The sequence below is a fragment of the Staphylococcus sp. AntiMn-1 genome (genome assembly GCF_001663395.1).
In the GTDB taxonomy this organism is placed as follows: domain Bacteria; phylum Bacillota; class Bacilli; order Staphylococcales; family Staphylococcaceae; genus Staphylococcus; species Staphylococcus equorum.
Genome location: NZ_CP012968.1, coordinates 984,446 through 1,007,742, shown reverse-complemented (window position 1 = coordinate 1,007,742; position 23,297 = coordinate 984,446). Strand labels below are relative to the sequence as shown.

General features: G+C 32.5%; 21 protein-coding genes and 2 tRNA genes. 17 read left to right on the top strand and 6 right to left on the bottom strand.

Annotated elements, in window-relative coordinates; all coding sequences use genetic code 11:
* Positions 1–95 precede the first annotated feature (95 nt).
* Entirely contained in the window at positions 96–1,181 is a 1,086-nt protein-coding gene (gene cozEa, locus AOB58_RS04950) for a lipoteichoic acid biosynthesis protein CozEa (protein ID WP_046465156.1), read from the bottom strand.
* Positions 1,182–1,519: 338 nt separating this feature from the next.
* On the opposite strand from cozEa, the gene AOB58_RS04945 reads away from it, so the two are divergent.
* The 3 genes from AOB58_RS04945 to AOB58_RS04935 all read left to right on the top strand — a co-directional run bounded on the left by AOB58_RS04945 (position 1,520) and on the right by AOB58_RS04935 (position 4,528).
* On the top strand, positions 1,520–3,091 hold the full coding sequence (locus AOB58_RS04945; RefSeq protein WP_046465157.1) for an alanine/glycine:cation symporter family protein: 1,572 nt from the start codon (positions 1,520–1,522) through the stop codon (positions 3,089–3,091).
* Positions 3,092–3,186: 95 nt separating this feature from the next.
* The gene (locus tag AOB58_RS04940) at positions 3,187–3,933 is read left to right on the top strand and encodes an esterase family protein (RefSeq protein ID WP_021339503.1); all 747 of its coding nucleotides are present in this window, start codon (positions 3,187–3,189) and stop codon (positions 3,931–3,933) included.
* An 85-nt stretch (positions 3,934–4,018) separates the two neighbouring features.
* Positions 4,019–4,528, top strand: coding sequence for a YjcG family protein (locus tag AOB58_RS04935; protein ID WP_002508084.1), 510 nt, complete (start codon positions 4,019–4,021; stop codon positions 4,526–4,528).
* 115 nt (positions 4,529–4,643) lie between these two features.
* Here the strand turns inward: AOB58_RS04935 and ltaA are convergent, their stop codons facing one another.
* Both ltaA and AOB58_RS04925 read right to left on the bottom strand, forming a co-directional pair.
* On the bottom strand, positions 4,644–5,846 hold the full coding sequence (ltaA, locus tag AOB58_RS04930; protein WP_064783040.1) for a lipoteichoic acid biosynthesis MFS flippase LtaA: 1,203 nt from the start codon (positions 5,844–5,846) through the stop codon (positions 4,644–4,646).
* Entirely contained in the window at positions 5,824–6,999 is a 1,176-nt protein-coding gene (locus AOB58_RS04925; RefSeq protein ID WP_064783039.1) for a diglucosyl diacylglycerol synthase, read from the bottom strand. Before AOB58_RS04925 ends, ltaA begins: the two co-directional genes overlap by 23 nt.
* A gap of 431 nt (positions 7,000–7,430) precedes the next feature.
* Here AOB58_RS04925 and AOB58_RS04920 point away from each other — a divergent pair, with 431 nt between their 5' ends.
* The 7 genes from AOB58_RS04920 (at position 7,431) to AOB58_RS04890 (ending at position 17,063) form a co-directional block, all read left to right on the top strand.
* Positions 7,431–8,915, top strand: a complete 1,485-nt coding sequence (locus tag AOB58_RS04920; protein WP_064783583.1) for a UDP-N-acetylmuramoyl-L-alanyl-D-glutamate--L-lysine ligase — start codon at positions 7,431–7,433, stop codon at positions 8,913–8,915.
* Entirely contained in the window at positions 8,905–9,144 is a 240-nt protein-coding gene (locus AOB58_RS04915; RefSeq protein ID WP_021339507.1) for a YueH family protein, read from the top strand. The genes AOB58_RS04920 and AOB58_RS04915 overlap by 11 nt, the downstream gene beginning before the upstream one ends.
* A 12-nt stretch (positions 9,145–9,156) precedes the next feature.
* Positions 9,157–10,719 (top strand): peptide chain release factor 3, encoded by a 1,563-nt coding sequence (locus AOB58_RS04910; RefSeq protein ID WP_021339508.1) that lies wholly within the window; start codon positions 9,157–9,159, stop codon positions 10,717–10,719.
* 353 nt (positions 10,720–11,072) lie between these two features.
* Positions 11,073–11,876, top strand: coding sequence for a TerC family protein (locus tag AOB58_RS04905; protein ID WP_002508078.1), 804 nt, complete (start codon positions 11,073–11,075; stop codon positions 11,874–11,876).
* Between the two features lie 274 nt (positions 11,877–12,150).
* Entirely contained in the window at positions 12,151–13,932 is a 1,782-nt protein-coding gene (locus AOB58_RS04900; RefSeq protein WP_064783037.1) for a trypsin-like peptidase domain-containing protein, read from the top strand.
* Positions 13,933–13,950: 18 nt separating this feature from the next.
* Positions 13,951–15,309: a TrkH family potassium uptake protein gene (locus tag AOB58_RS04895; protein ID WP_002508076.1), complete on the top strand. Its 1,359-nt coding sequence runs from the start codon at positions 13,951–13,953 to the stop codon at positions 15,307–15,309.
* Positions 15,310–15,554: 245 nt separating this feature from the next.
* Positions 15,555–17,063 carry a bifunctional metallophosphatase/5'-nucleotidase gene (locus AOB58_RS04890; RefSeq protein WP_021339510.1) on the top strand — a complete coding sequence of 503 codons (1,509 nt, stop codon included), beginning with the start codon at positions 15,555–15,557 and terminating at the stop codon, positions 17,061–17,063.
* A gap of 261 nt (positions 17,064–17,324) precedes the next feature.
* Here the strand turns inward: AOB58_RS04890 and AOB58_RS04885 are convergent, their stop codons facing one another.
* Positions 17,325–17,927, bottom strand: coding sequence for a CPBP family glutamic-type intramembrane protease (locus AOB58_RS04885; protein WP_002508074.1), 603 nt, complete (start codon positions 17,925–17,927; stop codon positions 17,325–17,327).
* 6 nt (positions 17,928–17,933) lie between these two features.
* Positions 17,934–18,119: a YkvS family protein gene (locus tag AOB58_RS04880; protein WP_002508073.1), complete on the bottom strand. Its 186-nt coding sequence runs from the start codon at positions 18,117–18,119 to the stop codon at positions 17,934–17,936.
* A 200-nt stretch (positions 18,120–18,319) separates the two neighbouring features.
* On the opposite strand from AOB58_RS04880, the gene AOB58_RS04875 reads away from it, so the two are divergent.
* On the top strand, positions 18,320–19,309 hold the full coding sequence (locus AOB58_RS04875; RefSeq protein ID WP_002508072.1) for a lipoate--protein ligase: 990 nt from the start codon (positions 18,320–18,322) through the stop codon (positions 19,307–19,309).
* 100 nt (positions 19,310–19,409) lie between these two features.
* On the opposite strand, the gene AOB58_RS04870 is transcribed toward AOB58_RS04875, so the two are convergent.
* A complete protein-coding gene (locus AOB58_RS04870) occupies positions 19,410–19,628 on the bottom strand; it encodes an IDEAL domain-containing protein (RefSeq protein WP_002508071.1) in 219 nt (72 codons plus the stop codon).
* 252 nt (positions 19,629–19,880) lie between these two features.
* Here AOB58_RS04870 and AOB58_RS04865 point away from each other — a divergent pair, with 252 nt between their 5' ends.
* The 6 genes from AOB58_RS04865 (at position 19,881) to arsC (ending at position 23,141) form a co-directional block, all read left to right on the top strand.
* Complete coding sequence (locus AOB58_RS04865; protein ID WP_002508070.1) at positions 19,881–20,444, top strand: competence protein ComK; 564 nt, start codon at positions 19,881–19,883, stop codon at positions 20,442–20,444.
* A 153-nt stretch (positions 20,445–20,597) separates the two neighbouring features.
* A tRNA-Asn gene (locus AOB58_RS04860) sits at positions 20,598–20,672 on the top strand.
* 2 nt (positions 20,673–20,674) lie between these two features.
* A tRNA-Ser gene (locus AOB58_RS04855) sits at positions 20,675–20,763 on the top strand.
* Between the two features lie 358 nt (positions 20,764–21,121).
* Positions 21,122–21,436: an ArsR/SmtB family transcription factor gene (locus AOB58_RS04850; RefSeq protein WP_021339511.1), complete on the top strand. Its 315-nt coding sequence runs from the start codon at positions 21,122–21,124 to the stop codon at positions 21,434–21,436.
* On the top strand, positions 21,436–22,728 hold the full coding sequence (arsB, locus tag AOB58_RS04845; protein ID WP_021339512.1) for an arsenite efflux transporter membrane subunit ArsB: 1,293 nt from the start codon (positions 21,436–21,438) through the stop codon (positions 22,726–22,728). The genes AOB58_RS04850 and arsB overlap by 1 nt, the downstream gene beginning before the upstream one ends.
* A 17-nt stretch (positions 22,729–22,745) precedes the next feature.
* On the top strand, positions 22,746–23,141 hold the full coding sequence (arsC, locus tag AOB58_RS04840) for an arsenate reductase (thioredoxin) (RefSeq protein WP_021339513.1): 396 nt from the start codon (positions 22,746–22,748) through the stop codon (positions 23,139–23,141).
* Positions 23,142–23,297: the final 156 nt, after the last annotated feature.

The window sequence follows — 23,297 nt, the reverse complement described above, 5'->3', positions numbered from 1 at the left end:
GATGGAAAACTAAAAAGCTGAAAGGTCTTTTACATTAAAAGAATCTTTCAGCTTTTTTTGTTAAATAATAATGGATTTTTGATTTTATAAACGAGCTAATCTTTGACATCACTATTAGCTGCTTCAATAAGTTGTTGTCTATACCGGAATACATTACGGACGATAGATTTAATAATAGCATATAGTGGCACTGCTACAAGAATGAGTACAAAACCACCAAGGTTACCTGCTGCTAAAATTACAACAATGACTGTTAATGGATGGATGTTTAAAGATTTACCCATAACATTTGGCGTAATGACATTTCCTTCTAGCTGTTGTGCAATCAGTGTAATGATACAGACCCAAATAAATATTGTTGGACTTTGTATAATGCCAATGATTCCAGCTGGTACAAATGCCATCCAAGGGCCTAAGAACGGAATCATATTGGCAAGACAGGCAAACATAACAAGTAATAATGTATAGTTAAGTCCTAGTATAGAATAACCAATATATAAAATGATACCTAAAATAATACTTACAGTTACTTGACCTTGAATATAAGATTTAACTGTTTCATTTAAGTCTTTTAATAATTCAACTACGAATACTTTTCTATCCCCTTTAAATAATCTTGCAATAAAAGGAATGAATCTTTCGTGGTCTTTTAGCATATAAATTAGGAAGAATGGCACCATGATAAGTAGAAACATAGTAGAAATAAATGATGTCACAAACCCTAATGAATTAGATAATATACTAGTAGCACCATCGCTCATTGATTTAATCATATTATTAATTCTGTCTGTTACATCTGCTGGTAATCTTTCCATTTGATCTAAAGCAAAATTAACAATGCTTTGAATTTCATTTTGTAGAGCTGGGATTTGTTTAATTAATTTTGAAATTTGATCTATTATCAGCGGTGCAATATAACCTACAAAGCTGCTTATAATAATAACTAACGCAATCAAGATAATTGTTATACTACCCCAACGTGGAACTTTGTATTTTTCAAGAATTTTTTGAAAAGGTAAACAGACATAGAATAAGAAGCCGCTAAGTAACAGTGGTAACAATACCGATTGAATAATAACAATAAATGGTGTGAATACACTATGGACTTCCATTACTAATTTGATAAGTAAAAACAGGATGAGCAAGGCAACACCTGTTCTAAACCAAACCTTATTAAGCATAGGACTTTTCCTCCTAAAAAATCGTATTTGAAGTACTATTCAGTATATCTCAAATAGCTACAGAACAAAAGATAAAAATTGATGTCAATTCGATGAATAATTAAATCGATTCAAATAACTTTATAGAATATTAAGTAAAGTCACATAATGCATTAAATAGTGTAAAATTATTTCGATGGAGAATTTAAGTCATTAAAAATTTTTATTATTAATTCACAATCGAAAATATATAATTTGTGAAAAAGATAACTTATGAAATGCGTTGCGCGGAATATTTTATATGTGTATAATGATAAAAAATATCATTATACATAATGGTACAACAAGGGGGATACGTTATGTTAGAGAGTTTACTTACGTGGTTGTATGATATTGTATGGAGCAAGCCTTTAGTCTATGGTTTGTTACTTACGGGGGTATTATTTTCATTTATGTTACGCTTTTTCCAAGTTAGACATTTTAAAGAAATGATACGTCTAATGTTTCAAGGGGAGAAATCACCTACAGGTATATCCAGTTTCCAAGCGATTGCACTATCATTAGCAGGTCGTGTAGGTACTGGTAATATTGTAGGGGTGTCAACTGCCATATTCATTGGTGGTCCTGGTGCAATATTCTGGATGTGGGCATCAGCATTTTTAGGAGCTGGTAGTGCATTTATTGAATCTACACTCGGTCAGATTTATAAAAGGGAAGAAAAGGGGCAATACCGAGGTGGACCAGCATTCTATATCGAATATGGTATCAAAGGTAAACTCGGTAAAATTTATGGTTTAATCTTTGCTGTAGTAACAGTAATTTCAGTAGGTTTATTATTACCAGGTGTTCAATCCAACGCAATTTCTAGTTCAATGAAAAATGCGTTTAGTTTTGATCCATGGATAGTCGCAACAATTTTGGCAGTATTAATTGCTTTAATTATTTTCGGTGGTATTAAATGGATTGCAAACGCTGCAACAGCAGTTGTTCCGTTTATGGCAATTTTATATATTTTAATGGCAGTTGTTATTATATTTATTAATATTGAACAAGTTCCTGCGCTATTTGCTTTAATATTCAAATCTGCGTTTGGGTTTGAAGCAGCATTTGGTGGGATCGTTGGGGCAATGATTGAAATTGGTGTTAAAAGAGGTCTATATTCCAATGAAGCAGGTCAAGGGACGGGGCCACATGCTGCGTCTGCAGCAGAAGTATCTCATCCAGCTAAACAAGGTCTAGTACAATCATTCTCAGTATATATTGATACACTTTTTGTGTGTACGGCAACAGGTTTAATAATTTTACTTTCAGGTACATATAATGTCACTGGTAATGCTGACATGTCAGACGGTAAATCCAGTTTGATTAAAGATAATGGTGTTTTTGTAGAGACGTCGAATGGAGATAAAGATTACTCTGGTACAGCAATGTACGCGCAAGCTGGTATTGATAAAGCTTTCCAAGGAAGTGGTTATCAATTCGATCCTGCATTCTCAGGAATAGGGTCATACTTCATTGCGATTGCACTATTCTTCTTTGCCTTTACAACAATATTGGCATATTACTATATTGCTGAAACCAATATTACGTATCTAACTAGAAAAAGTTCGAAAAAAATGACTTTTGTTTATATTAATATCACTAGAACTGTTCTCATTGCAGCTACAGTGTATGGTGCAGTTAAAACTGCTGACTTAGCGTGGATGATGGGTGATTTAGGTGTAGGTATGATGGCTTGGCTAAATATCATTGCTATTTGGATATTGCATAAGCCTGCAATTAACGCTTTGAAAGATTATGAGAAACAGAAGAACGACCTTGGATCAGGTAAAAAAGCAATTTATAAACCAGATCCTAAGAAATTACCTAATGCTGTCTTCTGGCACAAAGATTATCCTAAACGCCTAAAAGAAGAAAATTTTGAGGAATAACTCAGTATTCAATTTATAAAAATTAAGTTGAAATATTTTAAAATAATGCGTCTCTTGGTACAATGTCATTAAGACTACTAGGGGGCGCATTATTTATGTATGATTTTCAACCAGGAAGAATTAATAAAATTAGTTTTCCTAGCGAATTATTAGAAAGAGATGTCACACTATCTATTTACTTACCAAAAGATTTTTCAGAATTATTTAAGTATAAAGTTGTATTTTGTTTTGATGGTTTAGATTTTTTTAGTTTTGGAAGAATTCATAGAAGTTATGAAAATCTACGTGAAACGAATGAAATTGAAAAAGCAATCTTCGTTGGCTTTCATTATGAAGACGTTGATAAACGCCGTGCTGAATTTCATCCACAAGGAGCGCGTACGCATTTAACAGTTAAAGCGGTAGCGAACGAAATTTTACCTTTCATTGATCGAACGTTTCCTACATATAAAGTAGGTAATGCGCGTATATTACTTGGAGATAGTTTAGCTGGAAGCGTAGCCTTAATGACTGCTTTATCTTATCCAAGAATTTTTAGTCAAGTCGGTTTATTAAGTCCACAACATGATGAAGTGATTCAGACTTTAATTGAACGATGTCAATTTCAAGAACAGTTAACAATATGGCATGCTGTTGGTTTAGAAGAAGAAGACTTTGAGTTACCAACAAACGGTAAACGTGCAGATTTTCTAACGCCTAACCGTGAACTGAAATCCATTATTGAAGCAAATAACTTCACGCATCATTACATAGAGTTTGAAGGCGGCCATAGATGGAAATCATGGAAGCATTTACTCGATGATTTGCTAAAGTATTTTTTGTCAGATAATATTTCATTTTAATAATCTGAATAAAATTTAGTTTAAAGTAACGAATTTTTCAGAAATTTGATATAATGTAGTTATGTTAAACAAAGGAGGAATTTAAATGATTTTAGGATTAGCATTAATTCCGTCAAAAGCGTTTCAAGATGAAGTGAATGCATATCGTAAGCGTTATGATGCTCACTATGCGTCAATTATGCCGCATATCACGATTAAGGGGCAATTTAAAATAAACGATAGCGATTTAGAATCTGTCAAAGAGACAATTAAATCTAGACTTGAGGGTATACCAGCAGTTGATGTTCATGCAACAAAAGCATCGAACTTCGCGCCGATTACCAATGTCATTTATTTTAAAGTTGAAAAAACTGAAACTTTAGAAAAATTATTCTACAAATTTAACAATGGTGATTTTCATGGCGTGCCAGATCACTCATTTGTACCACATTTCACAATTGCGCAAGGACTAACAAGCCAAGAGTTCGAAGATATTTATGGACAATTGAAATTAGCGGGTATTGATTATAAAGAAACAATTGAACAACTTTCTTTAGTTTATTACGATGAGAAAGATGAAAAATGGAAAGTATTAGATAACTTTAACTTAGCTTAAATAATGCCCATTAGTAGCATCTATGATTGCTTACGATAAAAAATGGAATTAAAGAGGAGTCACTAACAAATTGTTAGTGACTCCTTATTTTGTGATTATAATCTTTGTGAATATGTTATGAGTTAAGGTGATATTTTTTATTTCTAATAAAGTATATGCCATAGAATATAGCTAAGAATAAGAATAATAATGCTGAGAAATAAAACGTATTATTTACAGAAGCTGTGAATTGGGTGATTAAGCCACCGACAAGCGGACCAATCATTGAACCAAATCCTTGTACACTGTTAAATACGCCCCAAGTCTCTTCTTGTTCATCTATATGTATATGGCTTGCCATAAATGTGTTCCATACAGGTAGTAATATACCATACATCAGACCAATAAAGATTGCCAATATCCATACAAGTGCAATATCTGTAATCAGTGATAGACCAAATATCATTATCGTATATAATATAAAACCACCAAAAATGACGCAGTACATAAATAATGTGCCATGTTTATCAATGACTTTTGATAAGAAGAGCATTGAGATTGCACAACCAATACCGCCAAATACAAGTGCCATAGTATATTCTACTGTAGATACACCGACAACTTTTGTTGCATATGTAGGTAGGATAGGAACTAATGCTGTGATAGAAGCACCTTGTAATAAAATACCTGGGAATAAAATTAAATGACGTTTTGTCACATCTACGATTTGACCTAATTGTTGTTTAACTGGTCGAGTATTATAATTCGTAAGTCTTATCTTCACGAAGTAATATAAAATCCAAGCAATTAGTACTACTAACGCCATCATAAATGCAAATTTCGTCGGATGGAACTTGAAGATAAGATTCATGCCCACCATACCCACAAGTAAACCGAGGAGCCATGAAAAATAAACATATCCCATTTGTTTGCCACGATTTTTCTCATCGACACTTGCAAGCATAATAACCCAAATAGGACTAACAGCTATACCAAGTAGTACTGCACTGATAATTAGAACAATCGGAGAAGTCGGGAACCAAATGACTAAGAACAAGCTTCCGAATGCAAGTAGGAAGCCTAATGTGAGTACGAGTTTCGTGCCTAATCGTTTAAGTAAAAAACCAATCACGAAGTTGGTTGTTGCATCAGCTATAAAATGAGCAGAAATAGCGATAGATGTAATACCTACCGCAATTGAGGTTGCTGTTGGAAGTAATGCTAAGTAACTTAATATATACATGCCTCGGGCAAATTCCATTAAGAACAAAATTACTAACAATATTATAAAGTTTTTACTTGAATGATAATTATCTTTATTTAACGAAGAGCTTTGCATATAAAGGAACCTTTCCGTAAACTTCTTCATAGCGAGATGAATGATCTAGTAAATTTAACAAGTCATTACACAACTTGTAGGTTGAATATGGAATTCGAGATTCATTCATTGACTGAGTCATTTCTGCTATTTTTGATGGTGTATTTGTTAATGTTGCCACCTGTTGAATTGCTTCTTCAGGTGTATCAGCAATCAAACCAAATCCTTTTTCTTCAAAGTAATTTGCATTCTCTAACTCTTGACCTGGAGCAGGATTTAAGAAAATCATAGGTGTTTGACGTGTCAAGGCTTCGGATATTGTGATGCCGCCTGGTTTAGTAATCATCAATTGGCTTGAAGCCATCCATTCATTCATATGCTTAGTATAGCCTACGATAAGTACGTTGTCGTAATTTTTAAATTGTGCAGATAACGTACGTTTCAATTCTTTATTTTTACCACAAATCATTACGACTTGAGAGTGAGGACTTCGGTTTAATATTTCTTGTATCATTTGATCGAAACCTTTTGATACACCAAAGGCACCTGCAGACATGAGTATTGTTGGTTTGTCAGGGGCTAAATTATTTTGGCGTAGCCACGATGTTTTATCAATTTCCTCTTCGAATTTATCTGCGATAGGGATTCCTGTAACTTTTATTTGGGATTTAGGAATACCTATGCTAGCAAACTCATCTTTTAAATCTTCTGTAGCTAGATAATATCTTTGAGAATGAGGAGTTATCCAGTTCTTTTGCATTCTATAATCTGTCATCACAGTTGCAATAGGAATGTTCATATCAAATTGTTCTGTTAAAACAGACATTACTGGTGTTGGGAAAGTAAGCAAGATTAAATCAGGCTTTTCCTTTAACAGTAAATTTATTAATTTATTAAGTCCATAGTATTTATAGAAACATTTGTCTAATTGGTCGGGACGACTATAGTAAAATGCTTTGTACATATTTCTGAAATATTTAAAACTGTTAATGTACCACTTTTTACATATAGAAGTCAGTATTGGGTGAGCTTCTAAAAACAAATCATGTTCAATAACTGTTAAATTGTCTAGATTCATTTCGTTAAACTGGTTCACTACACTTTGAGTAACCTGTAAATGACCATTACCAAAGGATCCAGTAAGGATTAGTATTTTTTTATTTTGAGTAACCATTTAAGCCACCCTCCAATAGTATAAATTTAGCTCATGCTAAGTTTAACGCATTTCTTTGACATGCGAAAGAAAAAACATAATTACTGAAGATTATATCATTTTACATACTGATATGAAATGATTCATACTGAATTCAGAAATATGTATGCAGTAAATCAAGTCATTGTATATTAATACATTACCACGCTTAATATAAATGTATGCTTGAAAAGTAAAAATTAAGTGAATATATAGAAAGCATTAACAAATTAGTTACATAAATTTAACAAAGGAATTCAAAGCTAATTTAAACTCAAAAAAATCATGTGATTTTCCTGTTATAAAAGCACATATATAATAGGAAGAAATTATTATAATCTAGATAATAGATTCTATAAAATCAAAGAAAAACGTGTATAATAGAAGTATTGGAAATAAAGGAGCGATAAATGTTGGATGCAAATTTGTTATTTGAAAAAATAAGAGTAAAACAAGTTGTCGGTACGTTAGAGAGAGATGTAACAGATATCACAACTGATTCTCGTACTGCACAACAAGGTAGCGTTTTTGTAGCATCGAAAGGTTATACTGTTGATAGTCACAAATTCTGTCAAGACGTAGTAAACCAAGGCTGCCAAATCGTCGTCGTAAGTCAAGCGCAAGAATTAGACGGTAATGTGACACAAATCATAGTACCTGATACTTTACGCGTAGCAAGTCTATTAGCAAACAAGTTATTTAATTATCCAAGTAAACAGCTTGTCACTTATGGTGTTACAGGAACAAATGGTAAGACGTCAATTGCTACAATGATACACCATATCTATAGAAAATTAGGTAAAGGTAGTGCTTACTTAGGAACAAATGGTTTTCAGATTAATGAAGAAAAATCAAAAGGCTCTAATACTACACCAGAAACTGTAGCTTTAACTAAAAAAATCAATGAAGCTGTTGAAAAGAAAGCTGAAGCTATGACTTTAGAAGTTTCAAGTCATGGGTTATCATTGGGACGCTTAAGTGGTGTTAACTTTGATGTGGCAATTTTTTCAAATTTAACACAAGACCATTTAGATTTTCACGGTACGATGGAAGCATATGGCCATGCAAAATCACTATTATTTAGCCAACTTGGCCAAGATTTGTCTCAAGAAAAGTTTGTTGTGTTAAATCAAGATGATGGATTTTCTGAATATCTTGCGTCAGTATCACCATTTGAAGCATTTACTTACGGCATTAATAACAAAGCACAATTTATGGCTGAAAATATAAATGAATCATTACAGGGTGCGAGTTTTAATTTTGTAACGCCAGAGGGTAATTTTTATGTGAAATCACCATATGTCGGGCTTTTTAATGTTTCTAATATTATGGCAGCAATGATTGCTGTTTGGAGTAAGGGCGTTAATCTAAGTGAAATTGTAAAAGCAGTTGAAAATTTAGAACCAGTCGAAGGCAGACTCGAAGTATTAGACGAAACGTTACCAATTGATTTGATTATTGATTATGCACATACAGCAGATGGTATGGATAAATTAATTGATGCAGTTCAACCCTTTACTTCACAAAAATTAATTTTCTTATGTGGTTTGGCAGGAGAACGAGATATGAGCAAAGCACCTGAAATGGGACGTATTGCATGCCGTGCGGACTACGTGGTTTTCACACCAGATAATCCAGCAAACGATGAGCCTAAAGTGTTAACACAGGCACTAGCACAAGGTGCGACACATCAAAATTACATTGAATTTGATGATCGTGCAGAAGGAATTCGCCATGCGATTGATATCGCTGAACCTGGAGATACAGTAGTATTAGCTTCGAAAGGGCGGGAGCCGTATCAGATTATGCCCGGCCATGTAAAAGTACCTCATAGAGATGATTTGATTGGTTTAGAAGCGGCATATAAAAAATTTGGTGGTGGGCCAGTTGAAGATTAGCAATATAGATTGTAATGATGTGCATTCAAATTTATATATTTATGAAAATACTGAAGCGGAAGTATACTTAATTGCGTTGCCAGAATTAAATTGGTCATTAGAAATAGATACAACATTAAATGAAGATGATATCAATGATGAACTTGTGATACACTTGTTTACGTTACTTGACGAGTCTACAGCAACTAAGATTGCCACTGACATTGTCAAATTGATACTTGAGGATTAAAGGAGACTAAAAATGAGTATAAAGGAAGAAGTAGAATCAAGAAAAACCTTTGCAATTATATCTCATCCTGATGCTGGTAAAACCACATTAACTGAAAAGTTATTATTATTTGGTGGTGCGATTAGAGAAGCAGGAACTGTTAAAGGTAAAAAAAGTGGAAAATTTGCAACTAGTGACTGGATGAAAGTAGAACAAGAGCGTGGTATTTCAGTTACAAGTTCAGTGATGCAATTTGATTATGATCACTATAAAATCAACATTCTAGATACGCCAGGACACGAAGATTTTTCAGAAGACACATATAGAACACTTTTAGCAGTAGATAGTGCTGTAATGGTAATTGACTGTGCAAAAGGAATTGAACCACAAACACTAAAACTTTTTAAAGTTTGTAAAATGAGAGGTATTCCAATCTTTACTTTTATTAATAAACTTGATCGTGTTGGTAAAGAACCATTTGAATTATTAGATGAAATTGAATCTACTTTAGAAATTGAAACATATCCCATGAATTGGCCGATAGGAATGGGACAAAATTTCTTTGGTATTATCGATCGCGACTCACATACAATTGAGCCTTTTAGAGAAGAAGAAAATACGCTGCATTTAAATGATGATTTTGAATTAGAAGAAGATCATAAAATGAAAAATGATAGCGCGTTTTCTCAAGCTATTGAAGAGTTGATGCTAGTAGAAGAAGCGGGCGAAGACTTTGATAATGAAGCATTACTAAATGGTGAATTAACGCCTGTATTTTTCGGTTCGGCATTAGCTAATTTTGGAGTTCAAAACTTCTTAAACGCTTATGTGGATCATGCACCAATGCCTCATAGTCGTCAAACAAAAGAAGAAGTGGAAGTAAAACCTTATGATTTAGATTTTTCAGGATTTATTTTCAAAATCCAAGCGAACATGGACCCTAAACATAGAGACCGTATTGCCTTTATGCGTGTAGTAAGCGGTGCCTTTGAACGTGGCATGGATGTTACGTTACAGCGTACCAAGAAAAAACAAAAAATCACACGTTCAACATCATTCATGGCTGATGATAAAGAAACAGTAAACCATGCGGTGGCTGGAGATATTATTGGTTTGTATGATACTGGTAATTACCAAATTGGTGACACGTTAGTTGGTGGTAATCAAAAATTCAGTTTCCAAGAATTACCACAATTTACGCCAGAGTTATTTATGAAAGTTTCAGCTAAAAACGTTATGAAACAAAAGCACTTTCATAAAGGTATTGAACAATTAGTTCAAGAAGGTGCGATTCAATATTATAAAGCACTACACACAAACCAAATTCTTATTGGGGCAGTTGGACAGTTACAATTTGAAGTATTCGAACACCGCTTAAAAAATGAATACAATGTCGATGTTGTCATGGAGGCAGTCGGTCCGAAAATTGCACGTTGGATAGAAAATGAAGAAGAAGTTAAAGACAAGATGAGTACCTCGCGTTCAATTTTAGTTAAAGATATTTATGAAAATTATGTGTTTTTATTTGATAATGAATTTGCAACGAGATGGTTTGAAGAGAAGTTTCCAGAAATTAAATTATATGGTTTGTTATAAAACTATATTTTGTGTATAATAACGATATTAATAGAATACCTATGACTTTGTAGTCAGAGGGGAGTAACTCAACTTTTATTAAAAATATATATGAAGCATGCATTTATATGCTTAAAGAAAATACTTTATATATATTTTTAACATAGTCATTTTATCGTCATTACGAAGCTTGATTGCTTCCGGTAAAATGGGCAGATACAAACTGTCGAGTGAGACCTTTGCTAATAGTGAATAACGTGATTGATTTGTTCTTTAGTGTATAAAAACTAAATGAACTAAATTAAATAGCGGCAATACACTAACTTAGCTTAGGTCTCTATTTTTATGTTTAAAAAATTAAGGAGTTGTCCTAGATGGATCCAAGTATGATTTTACCTTATTTATGGGTGCTCGTTGTTCTAGTATTTTTAGAAGGACTATTGGCTGCAGATAATGCCGTAGTTATGGCAGTTATGGTTAAACATTTACCGCCTGAACAACGAAAAAAAGCTTTGTTTTATGGTTTATTAGGTGCATTAGTATTCCGTTTTATTTCTTTATTCTTAATCAGTATTATCGCAAATCTTTGGTGGATACAAGCACTTGGTGCATTATACCTACTATATATGTCCATAACCAATTTGATATCCTTCTTTAAAGAGAAAGATAAGGAAGAACAAGAAGCTGGTGATGATCATCACTTTGATGAAGATGGTGGAGAGATTCACGCAAGCCCTAAAGAATTTTGGGGCACTGTATTAAAAGTTGAATTTGCAGATATTGCATTTGCTATTGATTCAATGCTTGCAGCTCTTGCAATTGCAGTGACATTACCAGCAGTTGGCATCCACTTCGGCGGAATGGACTTAGGTCAGTTTGCTGTTATGTTCATAGGTGGTATGTTGGGCGTTGTAATTATGCGTTTCGCTGCAACATGGTTTGTAAACTTATTAAACAAATACCCAGGTTTAGAAGGCGCAGCGTTTGCTATTGTTGGTTGGGTAGGTGTTAAATTAGTGGTCATGGTTCTTGCGCATGAAGAAATCGCTGTTTTACCTGAACACTTCCCACATAGTACGTTATGGCAATCTATTTTCTGGACTGTCATGATATTGTTAGTAGTTATTGGTTGGTTAACTTCATTAAGAAATAACAAGAAAAAAGAAAAGCAAAAGTAAATGTTAAAGTAACTGGAAAAGCTCATAGAGGTTTTCCAGTTTTTTTATGTAAAAACATGTAAGGTATTATTTATAAATTTTAATATTGTCGTTTACTAAAATTGAGCAAGGATGTGTCAAAATATTTGAGAAAATCATTTAAAGTTAGAAATTTAGAAAGAAAGTGATTATAATCAGAATGTATCTACTTTTATAAAAGAAAATAAAGAAGAATTATCTATTATATTATGTCATAATAGATAGTGAAGATTTATGTAAGATTAGGGGGATTAAGGTGACTCAAAATAAAAAACACGTCATTCCTAAAGAAAAATATGGACGTAAACGACGTGAGTTTTTTCATAATGAAGAACGTGAACAACGTGTACATTTAGAGCATGAGGCCAGAGAACAGCGTAAAGAAAAAGCGCAAAAATTAGCCAAAAATAATGAAGAGCGTGTGAAAGAAAATTTACGAAAAGCACGTATCGAAAAGCTAACACAAGAAGAGATACAACAACAACAGGCTTTGATGGCTAAACAAAGTGGTTCTAAAGAAAATATAGATATACCAAGCGATAAACAGTCATCAGATACCACACAGTCCTCAAGTTACCCACAGAAGCAAAATGCTAATTATCATACTCAAAGTAAGTCTGAGCAAGAAACAGATGATCATCGAGAGAATACAGAAAATGATACAGTGGTTACTGAGCAGAGCACATTATCAAAAAATCAATCGTCAAAAATTGATGAAGAAGATAACTTTTATTCAGAAGAAGCACAACAATCTCGAGTTGAAACATACGTTGAAGAAAATGATGTAGATGCAAAAGAAGAAAAAGCGCAAACAACAGCGCGTAACAAACATGCATCTCAACATCAAGGACCAAATCACACCAATCAAAATGGACAATTAAGCAACGTTGATAAGATTAAATATTTCTTTAAGGAACATTGGCCTAAAGTACTTATTGTTATTGCAGTTATATTATTATTAACATTGATGAATGCAATATTTGCTAACGTTGATCAAAACGGTAATGACAAGGATAGTATTTTCCAAAGTAATAAGGGTAAAGAAAAGTCATATACCACAACTATGAAGAGCGCTAATAGTGCTACGCAATCAGTAGTAACGGTTGAGAATGATACAAGCAACAAAGATTCTTCTGCAGAGAAAGAGACACAAGAAGCAGGTAAAGAAAATGAGCTAGGATCAGGTGTCGTCTACAAAAAAGTAGGCGACTCTATTTTTATCATGACAAATGCGCATGTAGTAGGAGACAAGAAAGAACAGAAGATTACATATGGTAATGGAGACTACTCAATAGGAAAAGTTATTGGTACAGATAAATTCTCTGATATTGCAGTGGTTAAAGCAAAGGTTAAGTCTGGGAGCGACGTTAAACCAATCGAAATGGGTGATTCAAGCACTTTAGTATTAGGGGAACCTATTATCGTGGTAGGGAATCCACTAGGCGTTGATTTTAAAGGTAGTGTTTCAGAAGGAATCGTATCAGGTCTTAATCGTCATATTCCTGTAGATATTGATAAAGATGAACAATATGATGTATTAATGGATGCATTTCAAATCGATGCGCCAGTAAACCCTGGTAACTCTGGTGGTGGCGTGGTTAATAGAGATGGTAAATTAATAGGCATTGCATCGTTGAAGATAGATATGGATAATGTAGAAGGTATTGCATTTGCAATTCCAGTAAATCAAGCTGAATCAATAGCAAAAGAACTTGAAGCTAAAGGTGAAGTCAAATATCCTAATACAGGTATTCGTATCATGAATGTTGCCGATATCGATGATGAAATGCGTCAATCATTACAACTACCTGAAGATGTGAAATCAGGTGTATTAATTGGTGAAGTTAAAGAAAATTCAACAGGTGAAAAATCTGGGTTGCAAAAAGATGATGTAATAGTAGAATTAGATGGTAAAGAATTAGAAGATAATCTAAGATATAGACAAATTATTTTTAATCATAAAGATGATTTGGATACATTACCAGCTAAAATATACAGAGATGGTAAGCTTAAGGATATCAAGATTAAATTGAAGTAGCGTTGGGGTGAATAAACGTTGTCCATTTTCAATCAATTGTTAAAAAAATCAAGTCCTCAACAAGGGATAGTGATGTATTATATTGTTGCAATTATCGTAGCATTTTTGTTACTTAATTTACCATTTGTTCACAAATCTGGAATCAATGTTGACCCGATTGATTCTTTGTTTGTAGCAGTTTCAGGCGTGAGTGTGACTGGTTTATCACCTGTTAATATCGTTGAGACATATACTACTTTTGGACAAATCATAATTATGATTATTCTAAATATCGGTGGTATTGGCGTCATGGCCATTGGTACGATGCTATGGGTGTTTTTAGGAAAACATATTGGCATGCGTGAACGTCAGCTTATTATGCTTGATAATAATAAAGATACCATGAGTGGTACAGTTAAACTGATTCTAGATATTGTACGTACAATTTTAATTATAGAACTTGTTGGAGCGTCATTATTAGCATTCTATTTTTATAGAGATAATCCAGATTTGCAATATGCAATTATGCAGGGCATGTTTGTAGCGGTATCTGCAACGACAAACGGCGGTTTAGACATAACAGGACAATCGTTAATTCCTTATGCTAATGACTATTTTGTTCAGACTATAGTTATGTTTTTAATTATTTTAGGATCTATTGGCTTTCCAGTATTAATTGAAGTAAAAGCATACATTAAAAATAGAATACCTAATTTTAGATTTTCATTATTTGCTAAAATTACAACAATGACTTACTTAGTATTGTTTGTATTCGGCGCAATAATAATTTTATTATTTGAACATAACCATGCTTTTCAAAATATGACGTGGCATAAATCGTTATTTTACGCACTGTTCCAATCTGCAACAACAAGAAGTGCCGGATTACAAACCATTGATGTAAGTAATTTTGGAGAAGGTACGAATGTAATTATGAGTGTCTTAATGTTTATAGGTTCTTCACCGAGTTCAGTAGGTGGTGGTATTAGAACGACTACTTTCGCAATCTTAATCTTATTCTTATTGAACTTTAGCAATAATAATGAAAAAACCTCGATTAAAGCATTTAATCGTGAAATTCATACAACAGATGTACAACGCTCATTTGCTGTTTTTACAATGGCAGGAATACTCACATTTGCAGGTACGATTACAATACTTGTGGTTGAAAATGGCAAAATATCATTTCTACAAGCATTTTTCGAGGTCATGTCAGCGTTTGGTACATGTGGACTATCATTAGGTGTTACTGATGACATTAGTGGGATGAGTAAGATCGTATTGATGGTACTGATGTTTATTGGTCGTGTAGGACTTATTAGTTTTATTATTATGATTGGTGGGCGTAGAGAGCCAGACAAATACCATTATCCGAAAGAACGTATTCAAATTGGCTAAAACTTCATTTTGATAGTTTTAAGATGATTAATTATAAAGTTATTCCCTTTCTTGTGAAAACAGTGCAAGAGAGGGTTTTTTAATTTCAATGTTTTATAGAATAATGTAAAAGCACTAAAAAGAGGCAATTAAATGATTTAAGCAAGGCTTCTTAAATTATTAAAATTCTTAGAATGTAATATTTCCTTTTGCTATCATGGGTATTTAGAAACATGTTAAACTGAAGGAAATGAGGGGAGAGGCATATGAAAAAAAGCGAGAGAATTACAATAGATGTTATCACAACTTCAGATATGCACAGTCATTTTCTAAACGGAGATCATGGTTCTAATATATATAGAGCAGGTACTTACGTTAAAACGAAGAGAAAAGAAAATGAACATGTTATTTTGTTGGACAGTGGCGGTAGTTTGGCTGGTTCATTGGCTGCATTTTATTATGCTGTTGTTGCGCCATATAAGCGTCATCCTATGATAAAGCTGATGAATGCTATGCAATATGATGCAAGTGGTATTAGTCCTAATGAATTTAAATTCGGTTTGTCCTTCTTTTCAAGAGCGGTCTCTTTATCCAGGTTTCCATGGTTATCGGCGAATATTGAATATAAGCGTACAAGAGAACCTTATTTCTCTACACCTTATACGATAAAAGAAGTAGAAGGCGTCAAGATAGCTATTGTTGGATTAACTTCAGACGGATTGATGAACCGCGAACACTTTGAAATGGAAAATGAGCTACAAATTGATAAAACTTTAGTGGCTTCTAAAAGATGGATTCGCTTTATTCATGAAACTGAAATGCCAGATTTTCTCATAGTCATATATCATGGTGGTATAAACCAACTGAATAAATCCGCAAATGAACGCGAACAAAACGTGAATGAAGCGGAAAAAATTATGCAATCATTAGGCGTGATTGATTTACTGATTACTGGTCATCAACATCAAACTTTTATAGGTAGAGATGATCAAACATTGTATGTACAAGCTGGTCAAAATGCGGAACAATTAGTCCATGTAAAAATTAACTTTAAGCAAAGAACTACCTCATATGAATTAGAAGATGTTGAGTCACAAATTGTTGATTTAAATGAGTATAAGGAAGATGAGGATTTACTAAACTTAACATTTTATGATAGAAAAACTGTTGAACATTGGGGGAAAGAAGTTTTAAATGTTACGCCCGTTTCTGCTCAAGTAAATGGTTTAGGAGACGTTATTACGAAGCCCCATCCTTTCACGCAACTTTTACATGACGGTATTCGCTCAGAGTTTGATTATGATATTTCATGTGTACATTTACCTACCAGTGGAGAAGAAGGCTTAGAAGCAACAATAACCAATGAAGCATTATATAAAGCGTATCCGCATCCTGACGTGCCAGTTGATTTAACTTTAAAAGGACAGCAGATTAAAGATATTCTAGAGTATGGCTATTCACATATAGAATTTAGCCATGGTGAACTCAGTTTAACAATTATTGATGAAACATTATGTACGTTTTGGCAAGGCGTGGATTACACAATTGATATGAATGCTGCACCGTTTAATCGTGTTAATTTAAAAAACATAAGACTGAATCATATGTATCGTGTAAGTATGACAGATTATTGTTATAGAAATTATAGACAGTATTTAGAAAATGCAGTTATTCATGAAACTGGCAAAATAACGATGGTAGAATTAATATCTAGAAATTTGAAAAATGAGCAGTATAAAATAAATCAAAAACAAAGCTTTAATGTAATAACATAGGCTAAAGGATTGTAATATAAATACTACTATATCCTCGTTTGCATAAGATAGGGCTATAGACTCAGCATGTAGCCTTCAATTCATGCTAGACTATTCTAGTTGGTCAAGTGTCTCGTATGCAACAGTGTTGTAATAACTGGAAAAATGAGCATTATAATATATTTATTTTATATAGCACAAAAAACTGGAAGGCGCTCATTATTTTAATGAGCGCCTTCCAGTTTTTAATTTTTAATAAAACGTATAAAGTTCCGCAATAAGTTAAGCATGGAATATTAATAGAATTACTACTGCAACGATTTGTGCTATTACAGTGGTAGCAATTCTACGCGTATAAAAGTAGCTTATTGAGAGTGCAATTTGTACGATAAAGATGAAGAAAACAATCCATAAATTATCTAGATAGTAGAATAATGAAGCTGAGCAAAGCGCCGTAATTATAATGCTAAGCCAACTTGGTATGTTTAATTTAATCAATTCTTTTTGTAAAACTGTTCTCATATAGAGTTCATGACAAGGTATAACAAAGACTAATGTTATTAACATTTGCCATTTAAAATATACGCCAGTTCTTGTTAATTCTTTAATTAATTCAAGATATTTTATATCCGAAGAAATTGCTGCAATAATCAGCTGAATAATAATTAATACAATACCAGTAACAATTCCAACACCTAAAGAAGTAAGTAATCTCTTAGATTCTATATCTCTTTGATAAAAGATATAACTAATACCAGCTATGAGCATAATGCCAGTATATAAATACCAATACTCTTGTTTTTCCCCCCACATAATGAAGAGGATGATGTGGAATACAATAAAGCTTAAAAGAAACCATATTAAAGCCTTTGAAATTCTATTCATTTTTTACTATCCTTCTTGTTCAACGATTGTATATCGCTTATGATTAATAACAGTTTTTTCAGGCAAGTCTAAATCATTGAAATTCTCCATAATTGTTAAATCTACAATTACTGAATTATCATTAATTTTCTCTACACGGCCTTTTAAACCATCATAGAATTCTACTATATTTCCAACTTCTGCAACAGTCATTTTTAGTCCTCCCTAGAAATGCTAACTAGATAGTATTATACAAAAAAACTTAAGACAAATAAACAAATAACCATTAAATTGTGTGATATAAACCGATTTTGAAACTTTTTATCATATTTAATGTAAATGATTGGCATTTTTAGAGAAAATATAGCATAAATAAGGTAAGGGTATATTTCTAGGGAAAAGGAGTGCAATAGATGAAGTTTATTAGTAATAATGATATTACAGATCCAACATTAAATTTAGCAATGGAAGAATATGTATTAAAAAATATGCCGAAAGACGACAGCTATTTTCTATTTTATGTGAATAGACCGTCTATTATAATTGGTAAAAACCAAAATACGATTGAAGAAGTTAACAAACCATATATTGATGCACATAATATTGATGTTGTGAGACGTATATCTGGTGGAGGTGCTGTTTACCATGATGAAGGTAATTTAAATTTCAGTTTTATAACAGATGATGATGGTAACAGCTTCCATAATTTTAAAAAATTTACAGAGCCAATTGTTGAAGCATTAAAATCGTTGGGTGTTGATGCTGAAATGACTGGTAGAAATGATATTCAAGTAGGTAACGCCAAAATTTCAGGTAATGCTATGGTAAAAGTGAAAGATCGTATGTTTAGTCATGGTACATTAATGTTAAATAGTGAATTGGATGAAGTTCAGAACGCATTAAAAGTTAATCCTGCAAAAATTAAATCTAAAGGGATTAAATCTGTACGAAGCAGAGTCGCAAATATTTCAGAATTTCTTGAAGAACCTATTAATATTGATAACTTTAAAGATATTATTTTAAAAACTATTTTTGGAGAAGCAAATCAAGTTGAGACATATCAACTTACTGATGAAGATTGGAAAAATATTGAAGCATTGAGTAATGAGAAATATCGTACATGGGATTGGAATTATGGTAGAAATCCAAAATATAACTTTGAAAGAGAAGAGAAGTTTGAAAAAGGTTTCGTTCAAATTAAATTAGATGTTAAACAAGGTCGTATTGAGCACGCAAGAATTTTTGGAGATTTCTTCGGTGAAGGTGACATAACAGAACTTGAAAATGCATTAGAAGGTACGTTACACGAGTTTGATAGTATTGAAGAAGCATTTTCAAACTACGATATTTATCATTATTTTGGTGATATCGATCGCCATGAACTCATTAGATTAATGTCTTAAACAAGAGTTATAAGTAAAAATAAAACTCAAAAAGGTCTATTCTCTAACTTATTGGTGTAAGTAGGGAATAGACCTTATTTTTAAATAACAAGCTATTAAATTATCCAACGAGAAATTCCTCCAGGTTTCTGTATTCTTCAGTATAACGTTTGAAATCCTGCTCGTTTTTATTCTTAAGCGCGTGGTCAATGAGGTATTCTAACTGCTGTTTACGGACATTTCTTAACGACTCATCAATGATTAATTCAATACCTAAATCATTAATCGTTGACACAAAAGATTCTAATGAATTGTATTTAACATTTGTATTGTTTTTCATTTTCAACACAGCCCCTCTATCTATATTTACATATAGTATACAGCCTTTTATTTTTGAAATCAATAAATAGTCAGACTTTTCCGAAAATATAAGTGTAATTTGCAACTTTTCAAAAAATAAGAAAATGCAAAAGTATAATAACTAAAAATCAATTGTAGAAAATTTATAAAATATTTTATTAAATAAGTTGATTTTAAAATCTTTGTGTTATATTATTTGAGTATCACCATAAGCTTTAAGGAGGCGTCAGCTATGATTCAACAATACATTATTAAAAAAGGTGATATGGCTCTTCAACCTTGTAATTTATCTATAGGACTAAATGAAGGTACTTGTGTATTAAAGTATAAGGAGGAGCGTGATATTGTAAAGGAACGGACACATAAGATTATAGATCGTTCATGTAGATTTTATGGTAGCAGTTATGTATTTAAAAAAGAAGACACAATGAGAATTACAGGTATTAATAGTAAACCCCCGATATTATTCACTCCATTATTTCCTACTTATTTTTTTCCTACACATTCAGACCGAAAAGAAGAAAACACTTGGATCAATATTCATTATGTACAAACCATAAGAGCTTTAAAAGATAAAAAATGTAAAATCACATTTGTCGATAACCAGACTATAGTTGTTAATATTTCAGCACACAGTATGCATCATCAATACTTAAATGGTATATATTATTACTATATGATGGATAGAGCAGCTAGGGTGGCTACTTTTGATCCTGAATCTCCTATAGACTATACGAAACCACAATTAAATATTTATGAAGCATTAGCAAAATATTCTCTATTTGAAAATAAATAGCAAAACATTTCTGAAATTTAAATGTAAAAATGTCATATGTGGAATATTATATTAATTTAGTGTAAATATTCCGCATTTTTTTTGATTAAGGTACTTGAAAAATTCTCTGAAGTTGATATAATAGTATTTGTGCTTGATTGAGATATCAATTATTCCACAGTAGCTCAGTGGTAGAGCTATCGGCTGTTAACCGATCGGTCGTAGGTTCGAGTCCTACCTGTGGAGCCATTGGAAACGTACTCAAGTTGGCTGAAGAGGCGCCCCTGCTAAGGGTGTAGGTCGCGCAAGCGGCGCGAGAGTTCGAATCTCTCCGTTTCCGTTAATAAAAACAAGCTTTTTAATACCGAAGTCCTTAACAGGATTTCGGTATTTTTTTGTTTTGTGAATTTATAATTTGTAAATTCACAATTAATAATCATGATAGTAAGTAACCGCAAAAAGCTAAAAAGTATAATGAATTGCTACAAGTACTGCTAGTTGATACCACTTGTTATAGAGCTTCGTTAATCCTGTAATAACTTCATGTTTTATATTGCTCAAGTGTTAAGTGCTGTGAATCAACTATAATATATCAAAACTCAATTTTTTAATAAAAAAATTATAAGTAATCAGCAATAGTACATAGACACTCGTCTATATATATAGTATTATATTTAGTTATAAGAGGAGAGATGAACTTGTCATATAAAGAATTATCAAACGTATTAAAAGTGCTTTCTAACCCAAGTAGATTAGAAATTATGGATTTACTTTCTTGTGGTGAGTTATGTGCATGTGATGTATTGCAACATTTTCAATTTTCTCAGCCAACTTTAAGTCATCATATGAAATCATTAGTAGAGTGTGAGTTAATTACTACACGAAAAGAGGGGAATAAGCGCATGTATCGGCTTAACCACGATGTATTTGAACAAATTAATCAAAGTTTAAATCTAATAAATACTACAAATGAATTATGTATTTGTAAAAATATGAAGTCAGGTGAGTGTTAATGATGACGATATTAGCAATCACAATCTTTGTATTAACGTTAATTTTTGTTATCTGGCAACCTAAAGGTTTAGATATTGGAATTACTGCATTAATTGGTGCTGTAGTAGCTATAATTACGGGTGTTGTAAGTTTTTCAGATGTACTGGAAGTTACTGGGATCGTTTGGAATGCGACTTTAACGTTTGTTGCAGTTATTCTTATTTCACTTATATTAGATGAAATTGGGTTCTTTGAGTGGTCTGCTATACATATGGTTAGAGCATCAAAGGGTAATGGCTTGAAAATGTTTATCTTTATCATGCTTTTGGGTTCAGTTGTAGCAGCCTTCTTTGCAAATGATGGTGCAGCTTTAATACTTACCCCTATTGTATTAGCTATGGTACGTAATTTAGGCTTTGATAAAAAAGCAATATTTCCATTTATCATTGCTAGTGGCTTTATTGCAGATACAACTTCATTACCACTCATTGTTAGTAATTTAGTTAATATAGTTTCTGCAGATTATTTCGATATAGGTTTTATTGAATACTTTAGTAAAATGATTATACCTAATATATTTTCGTTGATTGCAAGTATTCTTGTGTTATGGCTTTATTTCAGAAAATCTATTCCAGGTAAATTTAACGAAGTAAATATTAGAGAACCAAGAGAAGCGATTAAAGATAAAAAGCTTTTTAACATCTCTTGGATTGTACTTGCTATCTTACTCGTTGGTTATTTAATAAGTGAGTTTATAAATATTCCAGTATCTATTATTGCTGGTATGATTGCTTTAATATTTGTATTATTAGCGCGTAAATCTAAAGCCGTTCATACGAAACAAGTAATTAAAGGTGCGCCATGGAATATTGTTTTATTCTCTATTGGTATGTATCTCGTCGTATTTGGCCTGAAAAATGTGGGGATTACAACACTTCTTGGTGATGTACTAACAAATATTTCAAGTTACGGCTTATTTAGTAGTATCATGGGCATGGGCTTTATAGCTGCATTTCTTTCATCTATTATGAACAACATGCCAACTGTATTAATAGATGCTATAGCAATTGGTCAATCGAGTGCCACAGGAATATTAAAAGAAGGCATGATTTATGCTAACGTTATTGGGTCTGATTTAGGACCTAAAATAACACCCATTGGCTCTTTAGCCACACTTCTTTGGTTACACGTGCTAACTCAAAAAGGAGTGAAAATATCTTGGGGTGTGTATTTCAAAACGGGAGTTATTATCACCATCCCTGTTTTATTTGTAACCTTATTAGGTTTATATTTAACACTAATTATTTTTTAAATGAGAGGTAATCATAAATGGATAAAAAAACAATTTACTTTATATGTACTGGTAATTCTTGTCGTAGTCAAATGGCTGAAGGCTGGGGAAGAGAAATACTCGGCAAAGAATGGAATGTTTACTCAGCAGGTATTGAAACGCATGGTGTAAACTCTAAGGCGATAGAAGCTATGAAAGAAGTTAATATTGATATTTCAAATCATACATCTGATATGATTGATAATAATATTTTAAAACAGTCTGATCTCGTTGTTACACTTTGTAGTGATGCTGATGATAATTGTCCAGTTATACCGCCTAATGTGAAAAAAGAACATTGGGGCTTTGATGACCCAGCAGGTAAAGCATGGTCAGAGTTTCAACGCGTAAGAGATGAAATAGGCGATACAATTAAACGATTTAAAGAACTATAATTATCTCAATTTTAAAAATGAGCATAAATTAAATCAGAAAAATAATAAAAACCTTCAAAGTAGACACTAAAAGTGAAAACTTTGAAGGTTTTTTACACGCCAAAATGAAAAAGTGTATTAATAATTATAGTTTGTAAAATTTTAAATAACTAGTTA

What these genes read in the sequence shown, in the direction of transcription:
- cozEa (WP_046465156.1), bottom strand. Translation starts at nt 1,181, where the DNA reads ATGCTTAATAAGGTTTGGTTTAGAACAGGTGTTGCCTTGCTCATCCTG.
- AOB58_RS04945 (WP_046465157.1), top strand. Translation starts at nt 1,520, where the DNA reads ATGTTAGAGAGTTTACTTACGTGGTTGTATGATATTGTATGGAGCAAG.
- AOB58_RS04940 (WP_021339503.1), top strand. Translation starts at nt 3,187, where the DNA reads ATGTATGATTTTCAACCAGGAAGAATTAATAAAATTAGTTTTCCTAGC.
- AOB58_RS04935 (WP_002508084.1), top strand. Translation starts at nt 4,019, where the DNA reads ATGATTTTAGGATTAGCATTAATTCCGTCAAAAGCGTTTCAAGATGAA.
- ltaA (WP_064783040.1), bottom strand. Translation starts at nt 5,846, where the DNA reads ATGCAAAGCTCTTCGTTAAATAAAGATAATTATCATTCAAGTAAAAAC.
- AOB58_RS04925 (WP_064783039.1), bottom strand. Translation starts at nt 6,999, where the DNA reads ATGGTTACTCAAAATAAAAAAATACTAATCCTTACTGGATCCTTTGGT.
- AOB58_RS04910 (WP_021339508.1), top strand. Translation starts at nt 9,157, where the DNA reads ATGAGTATAAAGGAAGAAGTAGAATCAAGAAAAACCTTTGCAATTATA.
- AOB58_RS04905 (WP_002508078.1), top strand. Translation starts at nt 11,073, where the DNA reads ATGGATCCAAGTATGATTTTACCTTATTTATGGGTGCTCGTTGTTCTA.
- AOB58_RS04890 (WP_021339510.1), top strand. Translation starts at nt 15,555, where the DNA reads ATGAAAAAAAGCGAGAGAATTACAATAGATGTTATCACAACTTCAGAT.
- AOB58_RS04885 (WP_002508074.1), bottom strand. Translation starts at nt 17,927, where the DNA reads ATGAATAGAATTTCAAAGGCTTTAATATGGTTTCTTTTAAGCTTTATT.
- AOB58_RS04880 (WP_002508073.1), bottom strand. Translation starts at nt 18,119, where the DNA reads ATGACTGTTGCAGAAGTTGGAAATATAGTAGAATTCTATGATGGTTTA.
- AOB58_RS04875 (WP_002508072.1), top strand. Translation starts at nt 18,320, where the DNA reads ATGAAGTTTATTAGTAATAATGATATTACAGATCCAACATTAAATTTA.
- AOB58_RS04870 (WP_002508071.1), bottom strand. Translation starts at nt 19,628, where the DNA reads ATGAAAAACAATACAAATGTTAAATACAATTCATTAGAATCTTTTGTG.
- AOB58_RS04865 (WP_002508070.1), top strand. Translation starts at nt 19,881, where the DNA reads ATGATTCAACAATACATTATTAAAAAAGGTGATATGGCTCTTCAACCT.
- arsB (WP_021339512.1), top strand. Translation starts at nt 21,436, where the DNA reads ATGATGACGATATTAGCAATCACAATCTTTGTATTAACGTTAATTTTT.
- arsC (WP_021339513.1), top strand. Translation starts at nt 22,746, where the DNA reads ATGGATAAAAAAACAATTTACTTTATATGTACTGGTAATTCTTGTCGT.